We start from the raw sequence: 25749 nt of genomic DNA, 5'->3' as shown, positions 1-25749 counted from the left end.
ATCGATATTCGAGGTGTGTTATTTAAATAAGCGGTGATTTTCGTCAGGGTATTGAGTTGCTAATGATCATGAAATGATTAAATGTTGTGGCGCTGCAACAAAAACGGCGTGCGTTAAATATTAAATCAAGATATCCACCTTTCAATTAAATTATGTAATTGATTTTCAAAGACAAAATTTAATTATTCAAAATAGTCAAATTTTCTATTCGTCCTTCTGTGTAGTTTGATGGTCGACTGGTCTTTATATTGCGTCCGTGCATGAGCAGCCTTGTCTGTCCGAAGCCCGATTTGGCGCGGGATGTCGGAAAGGGCTGTCCACGCAATGTGGCATTTCCAGATCAACTATTAAGCTCTGTACGGAACGAACGATGAAAAAGAAGACTTTGATTTTTGCGGCTGCATCCGCGGCCATGGCGGCCGGGGCGCATGCCCAGAGCAGCGTGACGCTTTACGGTATCGTCGATGCGGGCTTGACCTATGTGAGCAATGAAGCGAGCACGAGTTCGTCGGTGACGCCCAATGGGCTGTCCAACGGCAAAGCCTCGTTCGGCATGACGAGCGGCAACATCCAGCAAAGCCGCTGGGGCCTGCGCGGCGCGGAAGATCTCGGCGGCGGACTGAAAGCCGTCTTCAACCTCGAAAGCGGCTTTAACGTGAACAACGGCAGCACGGTCACCAGCTCGCTGTTCAATCGTCAGTCGTACGTCGGCCTCTCGAGCAACGACTACGGTACGCTGACGCTCGGCCGCCAGTACGATCTCGTGGTCGACTACCTCGGGCCGATCTCCGCAACGGGCTCGTGGGGCGGCACCTACTTCGCGCATCCGGACGACAATGACAATCTGAACAGCACGTTCAGCATCAACAACTCGGTCAAGTACCAGAGCGCGAACTACGCGGGCTTCTCGTTCGGCGGCCAGTACGGCTTCTCGAACAAGGCGGGCGGCTTTGCCGACAATCGCGCCTATAGCGTGGGCGCCGGCTACAAGTACGGCGGCCTGCAAGTCGGTGCAGGCTATCTCCAGGTTCAGGGCCAGAGTCTCGGCGCAGTCGATCCGAGCAACCCCAATGGCGCGGTTCAGAATTCCACGGTGCTCGCAAGTCTGCCCGGCATGCAGACCCAGCGCACCTGGGGCGTTGGCGCGAACTACGCTTTCGGCCCGGCGCTGGTGGGTCTCGTGGCTACGCAGAGCCGCTTCCAGGACAAGCTCAGCGACATTACCCTGCGCTACAACAACATCGAAGTCAACGCCCGCTATGACCTGACGCCGGCGTTGTTCGTGGGCGGTGCCTATACGTACACGCAAGGCCTTCGCAACACGCCGGGAAGCGGCTCGTCGAACAATTTCTCGGCTCACTGGAACCAGTTCAGCCTGATGGCCGATTACTCGCTCTCCAAGCGCACCGATATCTATGCGGCCAGCATTGTCCAGATCGGCGCCAACAATGACGATGGCACGAACGCGGCCCAGATCAACGGTACCGATTCGTTCTCGACCAGCCGCAGCCAGGTTGTCGTGACCACGGGCATCCGCCACCGCTTCTAAGCGCCTTAGCGCTTCCTTCGATGCATGAAGAAGGCGGCCGCCACAGCGCCGCCGCCTCTTGTCCGCGCCACGCGTGAGCCCGATATCGCTCCCGCGTGGCTTTTTTACGCGTCTTTTGTGAACCATGATTGGGAGCACGATTGTGAATCAGTCGAAGAAGAACGCACGCGCGATGATCGCGGTCGCGGCGGTAAAGCGGGTTCGGGTCGTGGCCTCGCTGCTTGCCGTTACCGCGCTGGCGTGGAATCTGCCAGACGCGAGCGCGCAGGCGCAGCCGGCCGCCGCATCGCAGCCGGACTGGCCGCGCGCCCTCGACGAAGGCAAGGAGCACGTCGAGATGTACCAGCCGCAGATCGAGCAGTGGAGCGGTAATCGCATTGCCGGCCGTGCCGCCGTCGCGGTGGGCGCGGCGAATGGAGCACCCACGTACGGCGTCGTGCGTTTTTCCGCGATGGCCGACATCGACAAAGAAAGCGGTCTCGTTCTGCTCACCCATATTCAGGTCGATGGTGTCGACGTGCCGACGAACGCGGCCATGTCTCAGCGCATCAGGCAGGCAGTGGTCGCGCGTCTGCCCGCCGCCGGCCTGCAGGTGTCGCTCGACGAGTTGCAGACGAGCTATGCGGCGTCGCGAGGATTCGCGCACGCGATGAGCGTCGCAGTGAAAAACGACGTGCCGCGGATCGTGTTCGCATCGACGCCCACCGTGCTTGTCCTTGTCGATGGCGCACCCGCCTGGCGGCCGGTCGGCGAGACGGGGTATGCGCGCGCCCTGAACAGTCGTGCGTTGCTCATGCGCGATGCGCAAGGCCACCTTTACGCGCAAGCGGCGGGCCACTGGTATTCGGCATCGGCGGTGGGCGGTCCCTGGCAGCCGATGGCGTCGCCGCCGGCCGCGCTGCTTGCGGCGACGCAGGCGAGCGAGGCGAAGACGCCCGCCGATGCCATGCTGCCCCACGACGGCAAGCCGGCCGCATCGGCGCCCGCGTTGCTCGTCGCCATTCAGCCCACGGAGCTGATCGTGACCGTGGGCGCCGCGCAGCTCAGCCCGGTCCAGGGAACGCATCTGCTGACGGTCACCAATACGGACCATGCGGTCTTTGTCTATCCGCAGACCAATACGTACTACGTACTGATATCGGGTCGCTGGTTCCGCGCGCAGTCCACTGGCGGACCGTGGACCTGGGTGCCGGGCAGCGATTTGCCCGCGGACTTCGCGAAAATCTCCCCCCAGGATCCGAAGGCCAATGTGCTCGTTTCGGTGCCGAATACGCCTGAGGCGAAGGAGGCCGCAATCGCGGCCTCGATTCCGCAAACAGCCACGGTGTCGCGCTCGCAGGCCAGCCTCAAGGTGAGTTATGACGGCGCGCCCCGCTTCGAGCCGATCGCGGGCACGACACTGAGCTATGCCGTCAACACGGGGAACGCCGTGATCGAGGTCGATCCTTCGCATTACTACGCGGTTGCCAACGGCGTGTGGTTCGTTGCGGGCTCGGCCGCCGGCCCGTGGGCCGTTGCGACCGCCGTGCCCGAGGTCATCTACGCGATGCCGCCCAGCAGTCCGCTCTACTACGTGACTTACGTGCGGATCTATTCATCGACGCCGGACACTGTCGTGGTGGGCTATACGCCGGGCTACATGGGGGTGATGGTCAGCGCGGACGGCACGGTCGTCTATGGAACCGGCTATGTCTATGCGCCCTACATGGGCGACGTCTACTACGGATATCCAGAGACTTACGGCTATGGCGCCGGCTTCGCGCTGAGTGCCGCCGAGGGCTTTGCGTTCGGCTTCGCCGCCGGGGCCATCTGGGGCAGCGCATCGCCGTGGTGGGGGTCTTATTGGGGCGGCTACTGGGGCGGGGGCGGCTGGAGCAACGTCAACGTCAATCAGGCGAACTTTTACGGCCGGTGGGGGCAGGGCACGGTAACCCACGCTTCCGGATGGAACCCATGGACCGGCACGCAGTGGCGCGGCGCTGCCGGCACGGGCTACAACCCGGCCACCGGGGCGCACTACCGGGGCGCGGCCGGAGCCGCGTTCAATCCGTACTCGGGCAACTTTGCCGGCGCGCATCAAGGCGCGTTTGCCAATCCCACCACCGGCCGCGCGGGTGCGGGCCGCGGCGGTATCGTCGGCAACGAGGCCAACGGCAATTTCGCGGCAGGGCGGCAGGTGGCGGGCGCCAACGTGAACACCGGGCGCTCGGGTGCCGCGGAATTCGGCGTGGCCGGCAATACCCACACGGGCCAGTACGAAGCCGGGAGCCGGGGCTATGTGACGAACGCGTCGCGCGGCAATGCGCTTGCCTGGAACAATGGCGATGTCTATGCGGGGCACGACGGCAAAGTCTACCGGCACACCGATGGCGGCAACTGGCAGCAGCACACATCAAATGGCTGGCAGTCGGTGCAGCCGCGCGGCGACGTGGGTGACGACCTGAACCGGCAGAGCGACGCGCGCAATCTCGGAGCACAGCGATGGAACCAGCTCAACGGGCACGCGGGCGGCGGATGGGGTTCGCGCGGGATGGGGGGCGGGTTCCGTGGCGGTGGCTTCGGCGGCGGATTCCACGGTGGGTTCCGGCGCTGACGCGTCCATCTCGCCTTACTGGCGCGGCGCAAGTGGGCGGGCGGCTTTCGGAGGCCGCCCGCATCACATTGGCGTCGGGTGCGCCAATGTCAGAACCACGCGTCCTGCATGTCGAGCGTCGTGCGGTCGAGCGAGGCGAGCAGATCGAACTGCGGGCCGGTCTTCGGCAACTCCCACGCGAAGAAGTACTCCGCGGCGGCGAGCTTGCCGCGATAGAAGTGGATTTCGTCGCCACTTGCCTGCGAGAGCGCCGCACGCGCCGCGAGCGCCTGTTCCAGCCAGATCCACGCCACCACCACGTGGCCGAACGCTTCCAGGTACACCGAAGCATTGGCGAGCGTGACGCTCGCGTCACCCGCCGACCAGAGCGTCTGCGTGACATCGACGAGGCGCTGCAGCGCCGCTTCGAGCGCATGCGCATGCGCGGCGTCCTGTGCGTTGCCGTTCGAGCGCGCGCGGTCGAGCGTGGCCTTGACGCGCTGGACGAACAGCTTCAGCGCCGCGCCATCCTTGATCGTGACCTTGCGGCCCAGCAGGTCGAGGCCCTGAATGCCGTGCGTGCCTTCGTGGATCGGATTGAGACGATTGTCGCGATAGAACTGCTCGACGTTGTACTCGCGCGTGTAGCCATAGCCGCCGTGCACCTGGATCGCCAGATCGTTGGCGGCGAGGCACCACTGCGAGGGCCAGCTCTTGGCAATCGGCGTGAGCAGGTCGAGCAGCAGCGTGAGCGGTTCGCGCGCGGCGTCGTCCTCGACGGCGCGCGCTTCGTCCACGAGCTTCGCGCACCAGAGATTGAGCGCTAGCGCGCCTTCCACATAGCTCTTTTGCGCGAGCAACATGCGGCGCACATCGGCGTGCTCCACCAGCCTGATTTGCGGCGATGCCAGGTCTTTGCCCGCCGCGCCCACGCTGCGCCCCTGGGGCCGGTTGCGCGCGTAATCGAGCGCGTGCAGATAGCCGGTGTAGCCGAGCATGGTCGCCCCGAGGCCCACGCCGATGCGCGCCTCGTTCATCATATGGAACATGCAGGCGAGGCCCTGATGCGGTTCTCCCACGAGATAGCCGATGGCACCGGCCTGGCCGCCCGGCGTGTATTTCGTGCCTTCGCCAAAGTTGAGCAGGCAGTTGGTGGTGCCGCGATAGCCCATCTTGTGATTGAGGCCCGCGAGCACGACGTCGTTGTGCTCGCCGCGCGAACCGTCCTCGTTCACGAGGTATTTCGGCACGATGAAGAGCGAGAGGCCCTTCACGCCGGCAATGAGCTTGCCGTCCGGGCCGGGAACCTTCGCGAGCACGAGGTGGACGATGTTCTCGGAGAGCTCGTGCTCGCCGCCCGAGATCCACATCTTGTTGCCGCGCAGGCGATATTGCGCGCCGAGCGGCGAGTCGCATTCGAAGTCGGCGCGCGTGGCCACATCCGAGAGCGATGAGCCCGCCTGAGGCTCGGAGAGACACATCGTGCCGAAGTAGCGGCCTTCCAGCTCGGGCTTCACGAAGGTGTCGATCTGCTTCGCGCTGCCGTGCGCGAGCAACAGGTTCGCGTTGCCGATGGTGAGGAACGGATAGGCGCTCGTGCCCACGTTCGCGGCCTTGAACCACGCGAAGCCCGCTTTCTCGACCACGAGTGGCAACTGCATGCCGCCGTACGCGTAGTCCTGGCCCGCGGCCATCAGGCCCGCCTCGCAGAACGCCTTCAGCGCGGTCTTCACCTCGGGGATGATGGTGACGGTCTCGCCGTCGAAATGCGGCTCGTGCTGGTCGTTCTTCTTGTTGTGCGGGGCGAACAGATCGGTGGCGATCTTCTCGCAGGTGTCGAGCGCCGCGTCGAAGGTTTCGCGCGAGTGGTCGGCGTAGCGCGCAATGCGCGTGAGACGTTCGACGTCGAGCCATTCGTAGAGCAGGAAATTCAGGTCGCGGCGGGAGAAGATCAGCGACATGGCAGGCAGCCTCGAATGTAAGAAAAGTCCTAGCTTACATAAAATAGAACGATCGTGCTATTGGTAATTTCTCCAGCATCGCCGAGTGCCGGCGCGGTCGTTTCGCGATCACGGGCTGATACGCGTCAAACGTCGACGATTATTCACGAATCTTGAAATGGAGACAGGCTTTTGGGGGAGCGATTGGCCTAAGCTGGACGCCGCTCCCTATTTGGGGAGCATTCCTTAAACACACGCACAAACCATGGAGGTTGCTCATGCAACTGCTTCAACGTGAAGAACTGTCGAATCTGCAAGTCGTGACCGCAGGCGCTGGCGCCAACAAGACGCCGTCGGCTGTGACGCTGACGATCACGAAGGAAAGCGGCCTGAATCTCGTGATCACGCCGCAAGCCGCGACGTCGGCAAGCTAAGTTTTAGCCGGGGTCGCTGACCCCGAAGGCCGGCAACTCTGTTTGCCGGCAGTAGGTTGACAAAGCCCAGGTTCCCCGCTTGGGCTTTGTCGTTTCATGAGCGCCGTGCTCGATACGCGGCCCCCTCGCAGCATGAACATGTGAGAGGAACGCGGGCCGAAGCGCGGGCGAGCAACGTGATCGACTGCCGCTCGCCAAACAATCCAGTTCAGTATTTGAGTAATGCTCACGGGTAGCCCGGAATCATGTATTTCGTACAACGTAGTGACAAAAAAAGAGAGAAGGCCGTGAACTACCTATCCCTCCGGCGTGTTTTCGCTGGCGCGCTGCCTTCACAGGATAACCGCCCGTTCCGGATGTACTGGCGCAGTTCGCAGAAGGACCTGGCCGGTCTGCTGTTCATCCAGCGGCTCGATATTCGTGAGGATCTGTGCGGAGGCATTGAGGGCCGCCTTTCCTGCATTTCCACCACGGTGGGCGCACCGCTCGAGATGTTTCTCGGCCAGCCGGTAACGGTCCAGCTGGTCACCGACGAAGGCGCGCTGCATTCGATCAGCGCGATCGTCACAGATGCCCATGAGGGTGAATCCGACGGATCGCTCGCAACCTACCAGCTGGTGATCCGTGACGCGCTGTCGATCATGGAGCGGCGCATCAATACGCGCATATTTCGCGCAAAAAGCGTCGTCGATATTATCCAGACGCTCGTGGAGGAATGGCGCCGCAGAAGCACCACGCTTGGTGGAACGTTTAATGTCGATATATCGAATCTGGACACGTCGAAATATCCCGCGCGCGAGCAGACGCTCCAGTTCGATGAATCGGACGCGGATTTTGTCCGCCGCCTGTGCCGCCGTGAAGGGATTGCATGGTTTATCCGCGCTGGCGACAGCCGCGATAATACCGATCTCGCGAAGTGGCCGTTCCACACCCTGGTGCTGTTCGACAACGCCGTCAAGCTCAGGGAAGCGGACGTGGGCACCGTCGTCTGGCACCCCGATGCGGCTACCGGAACGCGCGATGCCATCACGCACCTGACGATGGGGCGCCAACTGGTGTCGGGCTCGATGCGGCGGGCGAGCTGGGACTTCAAGCCCGGCATGGTCAGCCTGGTGGGCGCGACGACACGCGTCGACCAGGGGCCGGCGGGCAATGATCTCGCAGCCCTGCTGTCCGATGTCCGGATCGATTCTCCCCATTTCGCCGATACCCCGGACGACTACGAGCGGATCGGCTTCGCGCGGCTGTGGTCGCACGGGGCGCGCTCGACCCGTGTCAACGGCGCGAGCGGCGTGCGTGACCTCGAGGTTGGCTTCTGGATCAGGGTCTCGGGGCATCCGGAGCTGGATCAGTTGCCGCAACTGCAGCGTCGCATCGTCATCACGTCGCTGCATCACACCGGCGAGAACAACCTGCCCAAGGACCTGAACGAGCGCGCGCAGCTCTTCACGGCCAGCCGATGGCCGTCCGTGAGCGCGCCGCTGTCGGTCGATACGCTGGCGCGTCCAACGGCGTTCGACGGCTCGACCGCGAGCCGCTACGAGAACACGTTTAGCGGCGTGCCGCGCGGCACGCCGCTGGCGCCCGTCTACGATCCGCGCGTGGACCTGCCGCGCGTGTATCCAGTGACCGGCAAGGTGGTCGCGCCCGATGGCGAGCAGGTCCACACCGACGAATACGGGCGGCACAAGGTGCAGATCCGGGCTCGCCAGCGCCGACCACGAGCACGCCAGCGGCGCGGGCACGAGCGGCACGCCGGCGGACAGTGCGTGGGTGCGGATGCTGTCGGGCTGGGCGGGCGACTGCTTCGGCCAGCAGCGCCGCTGCGAGCCGGCATGGAGGTCTTGCTGGACTTCGCGAACGGCGATCCCGACAGGATGTATATCGCAGGCGTGCTCAGTAATGGCCAAAACATGCCGGCGACGTTCAGCCGTACCGGCACTCTGCCGGGCAACCGCTACCTCTCGGGCATGCGCTCACGCGAAATCAACGGCAGGCGGTACAACCAGCTGCGCCTGGACGATACGCCGGCGCAGATCAGTGCGCAGCTGGCGAGCGAGCATGCGGCGTCGGAGCTGAACCTGGGGCACCTCACGCATCCACGCGAGAACGGACAGGGCGCGAAGCGCGGTGAGGGCGCGGAGCTGGCCACGGATGCCGCCGCGGCGCTGCGGGCCGCGCAGGGCATCCTGCTGACGACTTACGCGCGTACGCAGGCGAGCGGGGACCAGCTCGACCGGCAGGAACTGCTGCAGCTGCTTGGCGAATGCACGGAACTGTTCAAGGCGCTTGGAGACTATGCCGGACAACACGGCGGACAGGCGGCCGATACAAGTGGCCAGACGGCCGTTGCGGACGCATTCAAAAGCTGGTCGCCTGGCGTCGGGAGTTCGGAGAACGGGCGCCGCGCCGGCCGATGGATCGCAGGCGTTGATGGCGTTCGGTGCGCAGGCGGGCTCGGTGAATGTCACGCCGAGGACGCATGTGACCTATGCGGGCGAGAACATCGATCAGGTGGCGCGTCAGCACGTGCAGGTCGCCAGCGGCGAGCGGATCAGCCTTCAGGGCGGCCACGGCGTGGCGATGTTCGCGCAGGCCGACGGCATTTCGGTAATCGCTAACCACGGCAAGCTCACCACGGCGAGCCAGTCTGACGACACGCAGATCCATTCCGCGAAAGACCTTCAGCTCACGGCCGCCGACGGCAAGCTCGTGGGCACGGCGAGCGACCAGGTGGTGTTCGCCACGACGGGCGGCGCTTACCTGAAGCTGCATGGCCAGAACATCGAGCTTGGCTGCCCGGGCAGCTTTACCGTCAAGGCGGCCGGTCATACGTGGGGCGGCCCGGCGAGCATGGCCACCGACATGCCGAACTTCAGCGACTCGCAGCTTGGCCGGGTCCCACAGCTTGTGCGCGCAACGGACGGCCAGTCTGCCATGGGCTATCAGGGGGCGGTGCAGGCCGCCGCTGGTGAAATCGCCCAGGGGCAGACCGACGGCTCGGGCCAGTTGCCAAAAATCAATGGCAACCGGTTCCAGTCGCTCGTGGCGAAATTTTTCCGGCAAGAGACGTAAATCAAAACGGAGTCCAGGACATGAGTGCTTCTCCAGATCCATCGCTCGTGGAGGTCGGCAGCGTAGAAGGGATGACATTATTCAATTCGGACACGCCGCTCATCTGCGTCCTGCGGATGCCGCTACCGGGCATTGTGATCTTCGTGCATGGCGTGAACTCCGAAGGGGAGTGGTTCGACGCTGCAGAGAAAGGCCTGTGTCGCGGCCTGAACGCACGGCTGGGCCGCAACGACGACCAGATGGCCTATACCGGCACCTGCGCCGGCCAGCTTACGCCGGTCAGCTATATCGACAGCCTCACCGCCGATGGGTATATCAATCCGAAGATGACGTCCAAAACCTACATCAACCCGGACCCGTCGTTTTCGCCGGTGATCCACTTCCGCTGGGGCTACAAGGCCAACCAGGACGAACTCAAGCGGTACGGCACCAACATCTTCCTGAACGAGCAGAACTACTGGGGCGGCGGCCCGTTCGCCAATGGCACGTCGAGCCTGCCGGATCTGTGGCACGAAGGCCTGAACGACCGGCTGTTCCTGTGGCTCACCGCGCAGCACATGAATCCGGTGGCCTCGCGCACCGTGTATGCCTGCCCGCCGCGTGCCTACGGGGTGCTGGCGGCCCTGCGGCTTGCGAATCTGATCAGGACGATCCGCAGCAAGCAGCCTGACGCGGCAATCACGGTGGTCTGCCACAGCCAGGGCAACATGGTCGGGATCGCCGCCGCGTTCTCGTGACCGCCTCCCGGCGGTGAAGCTCCCGAAGGGTAGCAGCCTGCCACCCGAGACCGGCCGCTGCGTGGCGGATACCTATGTGCTGTGCAATCCGCCGTACAGTCTCGTCCCCAGCAACGCCATGGATAGCTGGGCGCAGCGCGGCATTGGCGACCGGGACGGCAACCACGGGCGTGAGAGCTATGTCGCGCGCGCCGAAACGCTCAAGGCGTATTTCGACATCCTGCGCGAGCGGGCGGCGCTCGAGCCGGATCCTTCGCGGCTCGATCCGGAGATGGCCAATACGCGCACCTCGGCAAGCGGCGGGCAAGCGTACAACGCGGCCGACGACCGCGCGGCGCACGGCCTGAACGGCAAGACGTATGGGCGCGTCACGCTGTACTGCTGCCCGCACGACCAGGTGATTTCCGTGACGACCGTGCAGGGCCTGGGCTGGCGCGGCATGAGTGACAAGGAGCGCGCCGACACGAACGCCGACGGCGTGCTCACGCAGCGGGTATTTGCTTCGGGCCACGAGGTGGGCAGGACGGGCGAGTACTACCGGTACTGGGATGACGACTGGCGCAAGGATCGGAACCGGAAAGAAGGCTTCTGGTATCCGCCCTCGCCGCTGGCCCGATTCTCGCTCGAGCGCGGGCTGGAGGCGCGCCCGAGGAATCCGGTTGCGCAACTCACGACGCTGGCCACCGCGCCGGTGTTCTACCTGTTCAACCTGCTCACGCGTGTTCCGTTGAATGCCAGCCCGGACAAGGACTGGAAGGTCCTGGTCAACGCGCCGGCGCTTCCGGCGACGTTCACGCCACAGTCGATCCGCTATGGCGGGGTGTCGTCAGTCTCGGACGGAAGCGCCGAAAGCGATTTCAACGAGGGCTACGATCCGCCGGCGGACGCGCGCGACGCGAGCAAGGGCAACGGCGGCAAGGCGACCAACCCGGCTGATCCCTACGACAGCCATCCCGGGCAGGGGCTGGGAACGGAGCAGACCGAAGCGTCGCGGCGCTACGAGGATCACGCGACGCTGCGCATGCTGGCGCGGCGCGAGGACCGGCCCGGCTGGGTCGACGGTCAGGGCAAGGTGGTTGGCGAGGACGATGCGTCGCAGGCCAGCGCGGACTACACCGGGTGGCACAACGAGCAGATCACGAAGATCCTGACGCAGGGCGTCGACAGCAACGCGACGAACCATTCGACGATCCTGACCAATGCGGAGCACGCGGAAAAGGCGCTGGCGTACGACGTGGCGATCGGGCGGTGCGATATCTCGGCGGAAGATCTTGTCAAACTGCGCTGGGCTGCCGACTGGCGGTTTGGCGACGGATTGCCGGATGACGATCCGAACGGGCGGTTCGCAGAGTACTTTCAGTACGGCCAGATGAACGATGTCGCGCTGGATAAATGGCTAAAAATCGATCGTGATGCCCAAAGGCCGGACAAGATCCACGACAAACGGGACGGCAACTTCCTGCTGGCCGTGGGAGGGTTGCTATGACGTGGCTGCTTTCGACCTGGCCACGCCGGCTTGGACTGGCGATCGGCGTGGCAGTGCTGGTCGCGGCGTGGATGCTGACGAGCATAAACAACGAAACAGGAGTGCTGACAATGGGCGATCTGATGAAACGACTGGTGCTGATACCGGGCCTGATGGCGATCGCGGTATTCTCGCTTGCTACTTCATACGTTATGCCAGACGCCACGGCAGCCACGCCGGGAGCGGGCGCGACGCCGGTGGATGATGCCCGCAAGCCGTTCCTCGCCCAGGTCGTGGGACTTGAATGGCTCAATCCGCTGCAACGCCGCGACTATCCGACCGAATGGCAGACGCTGTGGACGCTGGGGCTCGTGAAGCCGAACCGCAATGACGACATGGTGCGGACCGATCCAAAGAGTTTTACGTCGTTGCAGCCCGTGGCCATTGTTGCGAACGGCGTCTTTGGGGAAGAGACGTTCGAGGGATTCCACAAGAAGTACGTCACCAAGCTGCTCCTGCTGTTCCGTGACCGCTATGCAATGAATCCGTCCTACTTCTACACGGTCGCGCCGTCAAGCAAGCGCAAGTGGCGCGAACTCGCCGGCATTCACGTCGAGTACGCAATCCCCGCCCGCAGGCTCGATCCCGTCAAGGCACGGGACTACCTGCAGCAGAAGATCATCTACAACTTCAGCATCGGGCACAAACAGTTCACAGACCTCTGGTCGAAGGACACTCCACCAGACGTTCACGTGACACCCGGCGGTCCGAATGCCGGCTTCACCTCGCTGAACGCGGCGCTCGACTACCTGCAGTCGCACCCGACCGAGAGCGTCTGGGTAATGAACTGGGATGCACCGAGCTTCCCGCCGAACGACGAGCAGATGAACGAAAACATGGTGCTGCTGATCCTGGCGGGCCCGGGGCTGGACACCGGACGCGACCCGCTGGCCTGGATCGGCCGTGCTGCAAGCGCGAGTGTCGACGACTTCGAAGTGAAGGCCGGCACGACGCGCACCGTGCAGGCATGGCAAAGCACGATCGAGGCGGCAGCGCGCAACGCGAACGTGCCGGTGACCGGCATCCAGTACGTGATCCACGATGCCGGACGGGGCAGCGACGCCGCCTCCGAGCGCGTCGGCGCCCTCGGCCGCACGCTGACGGTCACGCTGCCGGAGTTCGAGTACCTGAAGCAGACCTTCAACACGCCGGCGCTGCTTGGCGAGATGGGCGCGGGTACGGCACTGACCGACGTGGTGCTGGCGATCGGCCGGGCCAATCACCTGGGCGGCAACACACTCGTCATGGGCACCACCGATCCGAAGCACCTGACTGCCGTCGTGGTCGTGCCGCCTGAGAAGCTCATAGCGATCGACCCCGAGAAGGACTGGTTCCGCGCGCGCGGCGAGAACAATGCGTACCTGCCGTGGTGGGGGCGTCTGCGTGGCAAGACATACCCGATCCAGGGCTACACCGAATGAACGGCAGCCTGCGCACGGAAACACCGGGACAGTCGACGCGCCGAGCCCTGGCGGCCAGGTCGCGCAGGTTCGTCCGGCCGGACACGATTCGCTGAAGCCTGAAAACTCCCCCCGCACGCTGTAAAACGCGGTCCAGGTCAACAATCCGCCGCCAAACATTGCGTGCCGGCTATTTAGCGTATGCGCGGCCGCGGCACGCAAGGAAGCCCGGCATTCCGCCGCGCCCTGGCGGCACATAAGGCCACCGAGCTTTCACACCCGAAGCGGATCCGGCAATATTCGTTCTCATCCTTCCAAATGGCGAGAACATCATGGACCGGCTCGATGCGATGTACGTGCTCGTCGCCGTGGTCGAGGCGGGCAGTCTTTCAGCGGCGGCGCGGCGCCTGAACATGCCGCTCGCCACGGTTAGCCGGAAAGTCAACGAGCTCGAGGCGCATCTCAAAACACGGCTCGTCAAGCGCACCACGCGCCAGCTCGCGCTGACCGAGGCGGGCGCGTCCTACGTGGCGGCCTGCCGGCGCATCCTCGAGGAAGTGGGCGAGGCCGAGCGCGCGGCAACCGGCGAATACACCACGCCCAGAGGCACGCTTGCACTCTCGGCGCCCGTGGTGTTCGGCCGGCTGCACGTGCTGCCGGTCGTCAACGCATTCCTCGCGCAGTATCCCGAGATCGACGTGCGCCTCATGCTGGCGGATCGTGTCGTCAATCTGATGGAAGAGCACGTCGACGCCGCCGTGCGCATCGGCGCGCTGCCCGATAGCGCGCTCGTGGCGGTGGGCGTGGGCACGATCCGCCGTGTGGTGTGCGCGAGCCCCGCGTATCTGGCCGCGCATGGTGTGCCCGCCGCGCCGCGCGATCTGGCGAGCCACCACTGCGTGACGTTCGAAGGCGTCGAGGGGCGCATGTGGACGTTCCGTGGCGGCAAGAGCGACGTGATGCAGCCGGTGCACGCACGGCTGGCCGTGAACACCGCCGAGGCCGCGATCGATGCCGCGCTGCAGGGCGTGGGGCTCACGCGCGTGTTGTCGTATCAGGTCGCGCAGGCGGTGCGCGAGAAGCGCCTTGCCGTGGTGCTCGATGCGTTCGAGCCGCCGCCGTGGCCCGTCAGTCTCGTGCACGGCGGGCAGGCGCCGCTGCCGCTCAAGCTGCGCGCGTTCCTGGACTTCGCCAGGCCATTGCTGCGCGAGCGGATCGAAGCGGCACGGCTACCGCAGGCGGATTGAGGCGCCTGCGGGTTGCGTTAGAACGAGTAGATGAACTGTGCGCCCAGCAGGTCGTTGCTCTTGCTGTACGAGCCGTCGTCGCGCAGGAACACCTTCTGCGTGGCCCAGTCGTGACGGTATTCAACCTTCACAGTGACCTGCTGCGTCGGATAGAACAGCAGATCGAGGGCTACGTCCTGACGCGTTGCGCCGTTGCATTCGAAGCCATGACCGCCGTTGGCCTGCGAAGTCGCCAGGCACTCCGAACCGACGCCGAAGCCGTTGTACGGATCCATGCCGTTGCCGTTGAGCGCGATGCCGCCACCGCCACCACCGTTCTTGCCGTTGGCGAGCACGTCGTAGCGCGCGGTCACGCCCATGCGGCCCACCACCGGTGCGTTGAACTTGCGGTGCGCGAGCAGCGAGAGACCGTACCACTGCGCATTGCCGCCGTTGAACGCGGCGCGCTGCTGCTGGCCGTAGTCGAGCTCGGCGTTGTACTGGATGTCCGCGAGCGTGTAGGTCGCGTCCATTTCGCCGAAGAAGAAGTAGCCGCCCGAGCTCGTGGCCTCGCCGCCCGGACCGTAGACGAACTGGCCGGTCGTCGGATCCTGCGCGCTCGACAGCGTCTGGCGGCCCACGTTGAACGAACCACCGATATCGAGTGCGCTCGACCACGTGTAGTCGGCGCGCGCCGTGAAGGTCGGGATCTTGTTGCTCGTCGTGATGGGGTCGCCCAGCGCGTTCGTGCCCGTCTGCGTGACCGCGCCGTAGGTACGGTACTGCTCGTTGCCGACCATGAACTTGAAGGCCCACTGGCTGCTGTCGGGCGAGTAGTTCCAGCCCACGCCCACATAGCTGCCCGGATCCGAGAAGTCATAGAGCAGGTTGTGCGTGAGGGTGAGCATCTGGTTCGACTGCTGCACCTCATAGCCGCCGAAGCTCGGCATGAGACCGGCCACGAACGTGCCCGTGGCCGTCACGGGCACCGTGATGACCGCCGTGTTCAGGATGTTGTTGCCGATGTCGCCGTGCTCGTTGGCCAGCAGCGTGATGCCGTTGCCGCGGTTGGGCATGAGCGTGATTTCGGCCGAAGGCGCCATCGGGCCGACGCCGAAGGTCTTCTTGATGTCGAGGTAGAGGTCGCCGAACGTGCTGTTAAAGTAGTTATACGAACTTTCGTGGTTCGCGAACAGGAACGACGACGTGCCGGGGGCACGGTTGTAGATATACGTCGGGTCGATATAGCCCGTGACCGAGAGGCCCGCGATCGGGCCGGTGTTGGCCGCGTCGGAGAGCGAATCCACCTTCAGCTGCTGGCTCGCGATCTGCTGCTTCATCGAGTCGACGTCGTCGTTGGTCAGGTGCGCAGGCTGCTTGCCGTAGTCGGGCGAGGACATGTCGACGGCCGGCGCGGCAGCGGCCGTCGTTGCGGCGGCCGCGCCCGTGGCGGCGGTGGCGCTCTTCGCCGTGCCCTTCGCGCCCGTGTTCGACGTGGCAAGCTCGTTCTTGAGCGATTTCACCTCTTTTTGCAGCGCGTTGAGCTGCTGCTGCAGGGCCTTGATCTGATCGCTGGTCGAGTCCGCAAAAGCGAGCCCTGGCAGTGCCCCGGCCACCAGCAGACAGATTAATTTCTTCTTCATCAGGATTCTCCTTATGGATCGTTATGGCAGGCGCCCTGGCTTGTCTTTCCCCTGTGCCGCCGGACGTTGCGCGCGGCGCGCGCCGCAGCCTGCGAGCCGCGCGCGCCGCTTCTATGGACTGCGTTCTGTGGACTGCGACCCGGCGATCAGGCCGCGCGCCGGCCGAGCGGCGAGCCGACCGCGCCCGCCGGTGCGCCCTGCACGGCGCCCTGCACCGCTTCCGAGGGATCGGGCTGCACGAAGGCCATCTGCATGTCGCGCATGCGCTTGCGTTCGCGGGCCGACATGATGTAGTTGGCCGCGATCACGCCAATCGTCACCGCGCTGATGAAGAGCGTCGCCAGTGCATTCATCTCCGGATTCAGGCCCAGACGCACGCGCGAGAACACCACCAGCGGCAGCGTCGTCGAACCGGGACCCGAGAGGAACGCGGAGAGCACGAGGTCGTCGATCGAAAGCGTGAACGAGAGCAGCCAGCCCGAGATGAGCGCCTGCGAGATCAGCGGCAGCGTGATCACGAAGAACACCTTGAAGGGCGTGGCGCCCAGATCGAGCGCGGCCTCTTCGAGCGACTTGTTCAGCTCCTTCACGCGCGACTGCACGATGATCGCTACGTACGAGACGCACAGCATCACGTGGCCGATCCACATGGTCAGCACGCCACGGCCCTTGGGCCAGCCGAGGAACTGCTCCATCGCGACGAACAGCAGCAACAGCGAGATGCCCTGGATGACTTCAGGAATCACGAGCGGCGCGTTGATCATCCCCGCGAACAGCGCGAAGCCCCGGAAGCGGCCCATGCGCGCGAGCACATAGCCGGCCCACGTGCCGATCGCGATCGACGCGAACGCCGTCATCAGGCCGATCTTCAGCGAGAGCCAGGCGGCGGTGAGGAGCTCGTCGTCCTGCAGCAGCGCGGCGTACCACTTCAGCGAGAAGCCCGACCAGACGGTCACGAGCTTCGATTCGTTGAACGAATACACCACGAGGCTGATGATCGGGATGTAGAGGAACAGGAAGCCGAGCGTGAGCACGCCCGTGGACAGGGTGCGATTGGGCTTGATCATTTGCGGTCCTCCATTTCCTTGACCTGGTAGTGCTGGAAGAGGGCCATCGGCACGAGCAGCAGCACCACCATCGCGACCGTCACGGCCGATGCCATCGGCCAGTCCATGTTGTTGAAGAACTCGTCCCACATCACGCGGCCGATCATGAGCGTGTCCGCGCCGCCGAGCAGCTCGGGAATCACGTACTCGCCCACCGCCGGGATGAACACGAGCAGGCTGCCGGCGATGATCCCGTTCTTCGAGAGCGGCAGCGTGATGCGCGTGAACGCGACCCGTTGGCGCCCAGGTCATAGGCGGCTTCCGTGAGCGTGAGGTCCATCTTCACGAGGTGCGCGTAGAGCGGCATCACCATGAAGGGCAGGTACGAATAGACCATGCCGATATAGACGCCCGCGTCGCTGTGATAGAGGCGCAGCGGCGAGTGGATCAGGCCGATGGCGATGAGCGCATGATTGAGCAGGCCGTCGTCCTTCAGGATGCCGATCCACGCGTAGACGCGGATCAGGAACGAGGTCCAGAACGGCAGCATCACGGCCATCATCAGTACGTTGCGCGTGGCGGGGTTCGAGCGCGCGATGTAGTAGGCGATGGGGTAGCCGATCAGCAGGCAGAAGAAGGTGGAGACCGCGGCCATCTTCAGCGAGCTGATGTAGGTGGCGACGTAGAGGCTGTCCTGCAGCAGGAACACATAATGGCCGAGCTGCAGCGCCAGGTGCACCATGCCGTCCTTCATCTCGACGAGGTTCGAGTAGGGCGGCACGGCCATCATCTGGTCGGCGAAGCTGATCTTGAGCACGAGCACGAACGGCACGGCAAAGAACAGCGTGAGCCACAGGAACGGAATCCCGATGACGGTGGTGCGGCCCGAAGGCACGAAGCGCGAGAGGAAGCGTGCGAGCGTGCCGCGCGAGGCGGCCGTCGTGGAAGGTAAAGTCGTACTCATGTCGGCATCTCCGTTATTGCGTGAGCACGACGCCGCTGGCGGGCGACCACGAGACATAGACGTCGTCGTTCCAGGCCGGCGCGCCCTCGTTCATGAGGTGCGAGCTGGAGAGGTTCGAGACGACCACCTTGCCGCCGGGCAGGCGCACGTGATAGAGCGAATAGCTGCCCATGTAGGCCACGTCCTTGACCACGCCACGCGCCCAGTTGTGCGGCGTGGTGGGCTTCTCGCGCGTGACGCGCACGCGCTCGGGGCGCACGGAGATGCCCACCGGCATGCCGAGCGGCCCGGTGATGCCGTGGCTCACGTACATGCGCGCTTCGAGGTCCTCGCTTTCGACGTAGATGTGATCGGGCTCGTCTTCGACGACCTTGCCTTCGAAGAGGTTGGTCGAGCCGATGAACTCGGCAGAGAAGCGGCTGTTGGGGAATTCGTAGACGTCGTTGGGCGAGCCGATCTGCACGATGCGGCCTTCGCTCATGACGGCGAGGCGGTTGGCCATGGTCATGGCCTCTTCCTGATCGTGCGTGACCATCACACAGGTGACATCGACCTTCTCGATGATGTTCACGAGTTCGAGCTGGGTCTTCTGGCGGATCTTCTTGTCGAGCGCGGACATCGGCTCGTCGAGGAGCAGCAGCTTGGGACGCTTGACGAGCGAGCGGGCGAGCGCGACGCGCTGCTGCTGGCCGCCCGAGAGCTGGTGCGGCTTGCGCCTGGCGTAGCGGCCCATCTGCACGAGGTTCAGCGCATCGGCCACGCGCTCCTTGATCTCGTTCTTGGGCACGCCTTCCTGCTTCAGACCGAACGCGACGTTCGATTCCACGCTCATGTGCGGGAAGAGCGCGTACGACTGGAACATCATGTTGACGGGGCGGCGATACGGGGGCAGCGTCGCGAGGTCTTCGCCGTCGACGAAGATCTTGCCCGAGGTGGCGGCCTCGAAGCCGGCGAGCATGCGCAGCAGCGTGGACTTGCCGCAACCCGAGCTGCCGAGCAGCGCGAAGAGCTCGTTCTTCGCGATGTTCAGGCTCACGTTGTTGACGGCGACGCTGTCGCCGAACTTCTTGACGACGTTTTCGATGCGGATGAACGCATCACGTGACGGAATTTTCGACTCCTGAATATGGGCGGTGGGCATTGGCGTTGTCTCCATGATTGCCGTGCTTCCAGTTCCACCTGCTGCGGGCGCACGCTGCCCTGCGCGCCGCGAGGTGGAACGTATGATTCGCAAAGGGAAAGGTCAGGATGCGGCCGGTAGCAATCCGGTCAGCGGGCCGCGATCACGCGATTCAATGCCCGGTTTTGAGCTGTGCCCACAGGCGGTTTTCGAGTCTCTGGATGTCTGCGGGCAGCGCCTTGATGAGCGTCATCTTGAAGAGCACGTCCTCGGGCGGGTAGACCCCCGGATCGTTGGAGACCGAGGCGGTCACAAAGGAACGCGCCGCTTTGTTTGGAGTGGGATAGAAGACGTCGTTGGTGATGCCGGCGTTGACTTTCGGATCTTCAATGTAGTTGATCCAGGCCAGTGCGGCTTCGGGGTGCGGGGCATCCTTGGGAATGCCCATGACGTCGAACCAGATCAGCCCCCCTTCCTTGGCATTCGCGAATTTGATGTCGTAACCGCGTTTGGCATCCTGAGCACGACGGTGCGCAATGCCCACGTCGCCCGACCATCCGAACGCGACACAGATATCGTTGTTCGCGAGATCGTTGATATAGCCCGACGAATTGAACTGCGTGATGTACGGGCGGATTTTCTTCAGCACCTCATACGCCGCCTGGTAATCGCTGGGGTTGAGACTGTTCGGGTCCTTGTGCATGTACTGCAGCGTCGCGGCGAATACGTCGGTGGCCTGGTCGAGGAATGAAACGCCACAGCTCTTGAGCTTCGAAAGATTGTTCGGATCGAAGATGAGCGCCCAACTGTCCACCGGTGCATTCGCCCCGAGCTCCTTCTGTACGGCCTGCTGGTTGTACCCGATGCCGTCCGTGCCGTAGGCGTACGGCGCGCCGTACTGATTGCCGGGGTCAAACTGCGCAATGACCTTCATGATGGCCGGATCGAGATTCGCGAGGTTGGGCAGCTTCGACTTGTCGAGCTTCTGATACACGCCAGCCGGAATCTGTCGCGACATATAGTTCGAGGTGGGCACCACGATGTCGTAGCCGGAATTGCCCGCGAGCAGCTTCGCCTGCAGCGTGTCGTCGCTGTCGTAGTTGTCGTATTTGACCTTGATGCCGGACTGCTTCTCGAAGTCGGGGATGGTGTCCTTGCCGATGTAGTCGGACCAGTTGTAGACGTTCAACTGGGTATCGGCCGCGTGTACGGGGATCGTAGTGAATGACCCCAAGGTGGCCACCGTTGCGAGTGAGACGGCTGCGATGGTCGGACGAAGGTAATGGCGCTTGCGATGGGCACTCATGTTGTTTCCTCTATGGGCAAAGAAGTAGAAGCGAGCATCATTGGCGATCAATGAATATCCGAAAGGACTGGATTTTTTTAATGGGGTTTTGTATTGTTGTAAGGAATGCGAATTAATATGTATGAATTCAGTCGCTGTATAAATCCGATTCCGTGAACATCACGACGAGGTGCTGCGCGGTCGGCTACCAGGTCGCTCGCTACGGGACATGACGAGCGCTATCGCCTCGAACATCACGATGCGCTGCCTTTCCGCAAGCTCGCCGATCTCGTCCATACCGCCTCTCTCTCCCCGCCGATGGAACCGCATTCGACAGCCGCGCCGCGCCTGAATGGCCAGCGAGCCGGCCCCTCAAAGGCAGTCCTGGCGGGCGTTTGGCCGGTTTCTGGCACTGCGCTGCGAACGACGGATCAAGCGTAGCACGGTGCAAAGAGACGGAAAAAAATAGTTTCTTTACTGGTTGCGGAGATTTTTCCTATGCACCCGGCACCAAGAGGTTTTTGCTAGCCAAGGAACACAAAAATCATAATTTCGTAATTCCTGGACTCTGAAGAGAATATGAACAACACCAACCACTAGCCCTCGTACGAGGAAAGAGCAATGAGTATCGAAACCGTTGACACGCTCGTTGTGGGCGCCGGGCAAGCCGGCGTCGCCATGAGCGAACACCTGGGCAAGCTTGGCGTGCCGCATCTGGTTCTCGAGCGGAACCGCATCGCGGAACGCTGGCGGACCGGCCGCTGGGACTCCCTCGTCGCAAACGGTCCCGCCTGGCACGATCGCTTTCCCGGCATGGAATTCGATGACCTCGATCCTGACGCTTTCGCGTCCAAGGAGCGCGTGGCCGACTACTTCGAGGCCTACGCGAAGAAGTTCCGCGCGCCCATTCGCACCGGCGTGGAAGTGACCCGGGTCACGCGCAATTCAGGCCGCGGTGGCTTTACCGTTGAGACGAACAGCGGGGTGATCGAAGCGAGCCGCGTCGTGGTGGCCACGGGGCCATTCCAGCGACCTGTCATTCCGCCGATTGCGCCCAAGTCCGATCGCTTCGTGCAGATTCACTCGGCCGACTATCGCAACCCCGAGCAATTGCCGGACGGAGCGGTGCTGGTGGTGGGCGCCGGCTCGTCGGGCGTGCAGATCGCCGAAGAGTTGATGCGCGCGGGCAAGAGGGTGTATCTCTCCGTCGGCCCTCACGATCGTCCGCCGCGCACGTATCGGAACCGCGACTTCTGCTGGTGGCTCGGTGTGCTCGGGCTGTGGGATACCGAGACCGTCGTGCCGGGTAGGGAACACGTCACCATCGCGGTCAGCGGCGCCAGGGGGGGGCATACGGTCAACTTCCGAAAGCTCGCGCATCAGGGCATGACGCTCGTTGGCCTCACCAAGGCGTTTGCCAATGACGTCGTGACCTTTGAAGCGGACCTCGAGACGAATCTCGCGAACGGCGACGCGAACTATCTGTCTTTGCTCGATGCGGCAGACGCCTATATTGCTCGCAATGGCCTGGATTTGCCGGAAGAGCCGGCCGCGCGCGAGATCGTGCCGGATCCGGATTGCGTGGCGCATCCGCTTATTGAGCTGGATCTGGCGGCAGCCGGCGTGACGTCGATCGTGTGGGCCACGGGTTACGCCAACGACTACGGCTGGCTGCAGGTGAATGCATTCGACGACAAGGGCAAGCCCAAGCATCAGCGCGGCGTCTCGGCAGAGCCGGGCGTTTATTTTGTGGGGCTGCCGTGGCTGTCCCGACGCGGGTCGTCGTTCATTTGGGGCGTCTGGCACGACGCGAAGCATGTTGCCGGCCATATCGCCACGCAGAGCAGCTATCTCGAGTATCGCGACGCCGCGCAGCGCAAGGCCGAAGCGCATCTCGCCAGCACCGGGTACGCGAACGTCGATTCGCAGATTCAAAACACCAACGCATTGGGAGTTATTTGATGCCGACTCATACTCGCATCCGCATGTTCAATACCAAGGACACCTATCCGAACCAGTCGCTGGACAACGATCTTTGCCAGGCCGTGCGGGCCGGCAACACGGTCTATGTGCGCGGTCAGGTGGGGACCGATTTCGAGGGACGCCTGGTCGGCCTGGGCGACCCGCGTGCGCAGGCAGAGCAGGCCATGAAGAACGTCAAGCAACTGCTCGAGGAAGCCGGCAGCGATCTCTCCCACGTCGTCAAGACGACCACGTATCTGATCGACCCGCGCTATCGCGAGCCGGTCTATCAGGAGGTCGGCAAGTGGCTCAAGGGGGTCTTTCCCATTTCCACCGGTCTCGTGGTGTCGGCACTGGGGCAGCCGCAATGGCTGATGGAAATCGACGTCATCGCTGTGGTTCCGGACGGCTGGACGCAGGCACAGGCATAAGGAGCAGGCCATGACATTTTCGATCGTCGGACGTTGCCCGGAGACCGGGCAGCTTGGCATCGCCATCAGCTCCTCCAGTATCGCGGTGGGTGCGCGTTGCCCGTGGGCGCGGGCGGGCGTCGGAGTCGTGGCCACGCAGAACGTCACGCTGCCGGCACTGGGCCCGCAGGTGCTCGACCTGCTGGAGCACGACCAGCTGGAGCCCGCCGCAGCCGTGGAGCGCGCCCTCAACGCGAACGGCTGGAGCGAGTATCGGCAGGTGACGACCATCGACGCACAGGGCCGCACGGCGTTTTTCACCGGCAAAGAGGCGCTGGGCGTTCATCATGCGTTGGCAGGGGAGCAATGCGTGGCCGCGGGCAATATGCTCGCGAGCATCGAGGTCACCGCTGCCATGGTGCACGCCTTCGAAAACGCTGCGGGTCTGTTGGCGGACCGTCTGCTCGCGGCAATGCACGCCGCGACCGACGCGGGTGGAGAGGCCGGGCCCGTGCATTCGGCCGCGTTGAAGATCGTTGGCGATCACACATGGCCCATTGCCGATTTGCGCGTCGACTGGGCGGACGAAGATCCGATTGGGCAGCTCGACACGCTTTGGCAGGCTTATCGTCCGCAGATGCAGGATTACCTGACACGAGCGCTGAACCCCACCTTGGCGCCGAGCTACGGAGTGCCGGGCGATGAGTGACCTATGCAGCCGCATGCTGCTCGAACGGCTGGTGGCTTTCCAGACGGTCAGCCGCGACTCGAACCTCGAGTTGATTGCGTTTATCGAGCACTATCTGGCCGGGTTCGGCGTCCGCAGTGAACTGATCTATAACGCGGAACGGACGAAGGCCAATCTCTTTGCGACGATCGGCCCGGGCGGGCGCGGCGGCGTGGTGCTTTCCGGGCACACGGATGTCGTGCCGGTCGATGGGCAAGCGTGGACGGTCGAGCCCTTCCGGTTGACTGCGCGCGACGGGCGCCTCTACGGCCGCGGCACGGCGGACATGAAGGGCTTTATTGCCTCGGTTCTGGCAGCGGTTCCCGCGTTTATCGAGGCGGATCTGCATGTGCCGGTCCATCTGGCGTTTTCGTATGACGAGGAGGTCGGATGCCTCGGTGTGCGCCCGATGCTCGCCGAGCTTGCGAAGCGTCCGCACAAGCCGGTTCTGTGTCTGATCGGCGAGCCAACGGGGATGAAGCCCGTGCTCGGGCACAAAGGAAAGCTCGCGATGCGATGCTCGGTAAAGGGTGCCGCGTGCCATTCCGCGTACGCACCGTATGGCGTGAATGCGATCCAGTATGCGGCTCGCCTGATTGGGCGGCTCGATGAAATCGGCGCGCAGCTCGCGCGCCCCGAGCGCCATGACGCGCGCTTCGATCCGCCTTTCTCGACGGTGCAAACGGGCGTGATCAAGGGCGGCAGGGCGCTGAACATCGTGCCGGCGGAGTGCGAGTTCGATTTTGAAGTGCGCACGTTGCCCGGTTTCGATGCGCAGGAGGTGGCGGACGATCTGGATCGGTACGCCCAGACGGAACTGCTCCCCGCCATGCGAACGGTGAAGCCCGAAACGGACATTAGCTTCCAGTCGCTGGGCGCTTATCCAGGGCTCGCGACGCCGCATGAAAGCGAAGCGGCCCGGCTGTTGGCGGCGATCAGCGGCTCATCGGAATTCGGCACCGTCGCATTCGGAACAGAAGGCGGTCTTTTCGAGCAGGCGGGCATACCGACGGTCGTATGCGGACCCGGCAGCATGGATCAGGGGCACAAGCCGGACGAGTTCATCAGCGAGGCGCAACTCGCCGCTTGCGACGCGATGCTCGGGCGCCTGGCAACGCGTTTGAAGCATCCGCTCTGAACGCAGAGCGGCCTTCATCGATGCGCCCCGCTCACCATGCATCGACGCATGGTGAGCGGGGCGCATGGCTATTTCGACGCGTGCAGATGGGTGAGCTGCTCCCGGCAGAAGTCGACGAACAGCTGCGCGGGCTTGGTCAGTTGTCCGCGCTTGAGCCGCGCGCTCACGAGACCCGAAGGCGTAACCGACTCTGTAATGTCGATCGTTACCACCCTTTTTCCATCGTAGGTGCATTCCGAATTCGGGCGTGTCACGAGCAGTGAAAAGCCGAATCCTTGCCCCACCATCCCTCGCACCATTTCGATCGAGGGGGAGCCGAAGACGATATTGGGTGTCAGGCCCAGATCGTGGAAAAGACTGACGAAATAGGTGCGGCTCGGCTGCACGTCGAGCAGAATCATGGGTTCCACACTGAGATCGTGCAACGAGACGTGCGACTGCCGCGCGAACCGATGATTCTCGGGCAGCAGCACATAGGGCTTTTGTGCCGGCATGAGCGGCTCGGCTTCGATGGTGCCGTCGAGCTCATGATCGTAGAGGAACGCCACGTCGATGGTCCCGGCCGTCAACCCCTGCACGAGATCCTGCTGCTCGCCGTCGCGCAGCCGGATGTTGACGCCCGGATACAGCTCGCGAAAACCCGCGATCAATTGCGGCAGATACAGCGGGGCCACGGTCTCGAAACAGCCGATGTCGATCTGGCCCGTCACCACGTCGTTGTCGGCGAGTGCGTTTTGTTCGAACTCGCGCGCCACGCGCAACAACTCCTGCGCCTTGCGATAGAAGCGCGTTCCGCCGGGCGTGAGCGACACGCCCTGGGCGTGATGGCGGATGAAAAGCTTCACGCCGAAACTGTCTTCCAGCCCCTTGATGGCGCTCGAAATAGACGGCGGAGCAATATGGAGCTGTCGCGACGCCTCCGCCACGCTGCCGGCTTCCACCGTGGTGACGAGGTACTTCAGTTGCCGCAAGGTATAAAAAGCCACGTGTCCCTCT

General features: G+C 63.7%; 16 protein-coding genes and 3 pseudogenes. 12 read left to right on the top strand and 7 right to left on the bottom strand.

All coding sequences use genetic code 11. The features are described 5' to 3' along the window. Positions 1 to 370 precede the first annotated feature (370 nt). On the top strand, positions 371 to 1549 hold the full coding sequence (locus E1956_RS41505) for a porin (RefSeq protein WP_134759158.1): 1179 nt from the start codon (positions 371 to 373) through the stop codon (positions 1547 to 1549). Between the two features lie 172 nt (positions 1550 to 1721). Continuing rightward, positions 1722 to 4142 carry a carbohydrate-binding family V/XII gene (locus tag E1956_RS41500; protein ID WP_134759744.1) on the top strand — a complete coding sequence of 807 codons (2421 nt, stop codon included), beginning with the start codon at positions 1722 to 1724 and terminating at the stop codon, positions 4140 to 4142. An 89-nt stretch (positions 4143 to 4231) separates the two neighbouring features. Here the strand turns inward: E1956_RS41500 and E1956_RS41495 are convergent, their stop codons facing one another. Further along, the gene (locus E1956_RS41495; protein WP_134759156.1) at positions 4232 to 6082 is read right to left on the bottom strand and encodes an acyl-CoA dehydrogenase; all 1851 of its coding nucleotides are present in this window, start codon (positions 6080 to 6082) and stop codon (positions 4232 to 4234) included. A 257-nt stretch (positions 6083 to 6339) separates the two neighbouring features. Between E1956_RS41495 and E1956_RS46480 the strand changes: the two genes are divergently transcribed. The 6 genes and pseudogenes from E1956_RS46480 to E1956_RS41475 all read left to right on the top strand — a co-directional run bounded on the left by E1956_RS46480 (position 6340) and on the right by E1956_RS41475 (position 14479). Next, positions 6340 to 6495: a hypothetical protein gene (locus E1956_RS46480; RefSeq protein ID WP_167760287.1), complete on the top strand. Its 156-nt coding sequence runs from the start codon at positions 6340 to 6342 to the stop codon at positions 6493 to 6495. Between the two features lie 245 nt (positions 6496 to 6740). Then, positions 6741 to 8738 (top strand): annotated as a pseudogene (locus tag E1956_RS41490) (type VI secretion system Vgr family protein); the annotation flags it as partial. A 55-nt stretch (positions 8739 to 8793) separates the two neighbouring features. Beyond that, entirely contained in the window at positions 8794 to 9570 is a 777-nt protein-coding gene (locus E1956_RS47150; protein WP_335930031.1) for a DUF2345 domain-containing protein, read from the top strand. Between the two features lie 20 nt (positions 9571 to 9590). Further along, positions 9591 to 11793: pseudogene (locus E1956_RS47615) on the top strand (T6SS effector phospholipase Tle3 domain-containing protein). Beyond that, positions 11790 to 13253 carry a virulence factor gene (locus E1956_RS41480; protein ID WP_134759154.1) on the top strand — a complete coding sequence of 488 codons (1464 nt, stop codon included), beginning with the start codon at positions 11790 to 11792 and terminating at the stop codon, positions 13251 to 13253. The pseudogene E1956_RS47615 and the gene E1956_RS41480 overlap by 4 nt, the downstream one beginning before the upstream one ends. Positions 13254 to 13564: 311 nt before the next feature. Beyond that, a complete protein-coding gene (locus E1956_RS41475) occupies positions 13565 to 14479 on the top strand; it encodes a LysR family transcriptional regulator (protein ID WP_134759152.1) in 915 nt (304 codons plus the stop codon). 17 nt (positions 14480 to 14496) lie between these two features. Here the strand turns inward: E1956_RS41475 and E1956_RS41470 are convergent, their stop codons facing one another. The 5 genes and pseudogenes from E1956_RS41470 to E1956_RS41450 all read right to left on the bottom strand — a co-directional run bounded on the left by E1956_RS41470 (position 14497) and on the right by E1956_RS41450 (position 20537). Continuing rightward, a complete protein-coding gene (locus E1956_RS41470) occupies positions 14497 to 16101 on the bottom strand; it encodes a DUF3138 family protein (RefSeq protein WP_134759150.1) in 1605 nt (534 codons plus the stop codon). 146 nt (positions 16102 to 16247) lie between these two features. Further along, positions 16248 to 17168 carry an ABC transporter permease subunit gene (locus tag E1956_RS41465; RefSeq protein ID WP_134753908.1) on the bottom strand — a complete coding sequence of 307 codons (921 nt, stop codon included), beginning with the start codon at positions 17166 to 17168 and terminating at the stop codon, positions 16248 to 16250. Next, positions 17165 to 18111 (bottom strand): annotated as a pseudogene (locus tag E1956_RS41460) (ABC transporter permease subunit). Before E1956_RS41460 ends, E1956_RS41465 begins: the two are co-directional and overlap by 4 nt. 13 nt (positions 18112 to 18124) lie before the next feature. Further along, positions 18125 to 19267, bottom strand: a complete 1143-nt coding sequence (locus E1956_RS41455; protein ID WP_134759148.1) for an ABC transporter ATP-binding protein — start codon at positions 19265 to 19267, stop codon at positions 18125 to 18127. 136 nt (positions 19268 to 19403) lie between these two features. Then, positions 19404 to 20537, bottom strand: coding sequence for a polyamine ABC transporter substrate-binding protein (locus E1956_RS41450; RefSeq protein ID WP_134759146.1), 1134 nt, complete (start codon positions 20535 to 20537; stop codon positions 19404 to 19406). Between the two features lie 600 nt (positions 20538 to 21137). On the opposite strand from E1956_RS41450, the gene E1956_RS41445 reads away from it, so the two are divergent. From E1956_RS41445 to argE, 4 genes are read left to right on the top strand one after another with little or no spacing between them, the layout of a single operon-like run. Further along, the gene (locus E1956_RS41445; RefSeq protein ID WP_134759144.1) at positions 21138 to 22478 is read left to right on the top strand and encodes a flavin-containing monooxygenase; all 1341 of its coding nucleotides are present in this window, start codon (positions 21138 to 21140) and stop codon (positions 22476 to 22478) included. Next, on the top strand, positions 22478 to 22909 hold the full coding sequence (locus tag E1956_RS41440; RefSeq protein WP_134759142.1) for a RidA family protein: 432 nt from the start codon (positions 22478 to 22480) through the stop codon (positions 22907 to 22909). Before E1956_RS41445 ends, E1956_RS41440 begins: the two co-directional genes overlap by 1 nt. A 10-nt stretch (positions 22910 to 22919) precedes the next feature. Continuing rightward, on the top strand, positions 22920 to 23597 hold the full coding sequence (locus tag E1956_RS41435) for a DUF1028 domain-containing protein (RefSeq protein ID WP_134759140.1): 678 nt from the start codon (positions 22920 to 22922) through the stop codon (positions 23595 to 23597). Further along, complete coding sequence (gene argE / locus E1956_RS41430; RefSeq protein WP_134759138.1) at positions 23590 to 24753, top strand: acetylornithine deacetylase; 1164 nt, start codon at positions 23590 to 23592, stop codon at positions 24751 to 24753. Before E1956_RS41435 ends, argE begins: the two co-directional genes overlap by 8 nt. A 68-nt stretch (positions 24754 to 24821) precedes the next feature. On the opposite strand, the gene E1956_RS41425 is transcribed toward argE, so the two are convergent. Beyond that, entirely contained in the window at positions 24822 to 25739 is a 918-nt protein-coding gene (locus E1956_RS41425; RefSeq protein WP_134759137.1) for a LysR substrate-binding domain-containing protein, read from the bottom strand. Between the last annotated feature and the right edge of the window lie 10 nt (positions 25740 to 25749).

It is taken from the genome of Paraburkholderia pallida, assembly GCF_004524855.1.
In the GTDB taxonomy this organism is placed as follows: Bacteria; Pseudomonadota; Gammaproteobacteria; order Burkholderiales; family Burkholderiaceae; genus Paraburkholderia; species Paraburkholderia oxyphila.
Note: the sequence above shows the minus strand (reverse complement) of the source record. Positions and strands in the feature narration are given on the sequence as shown.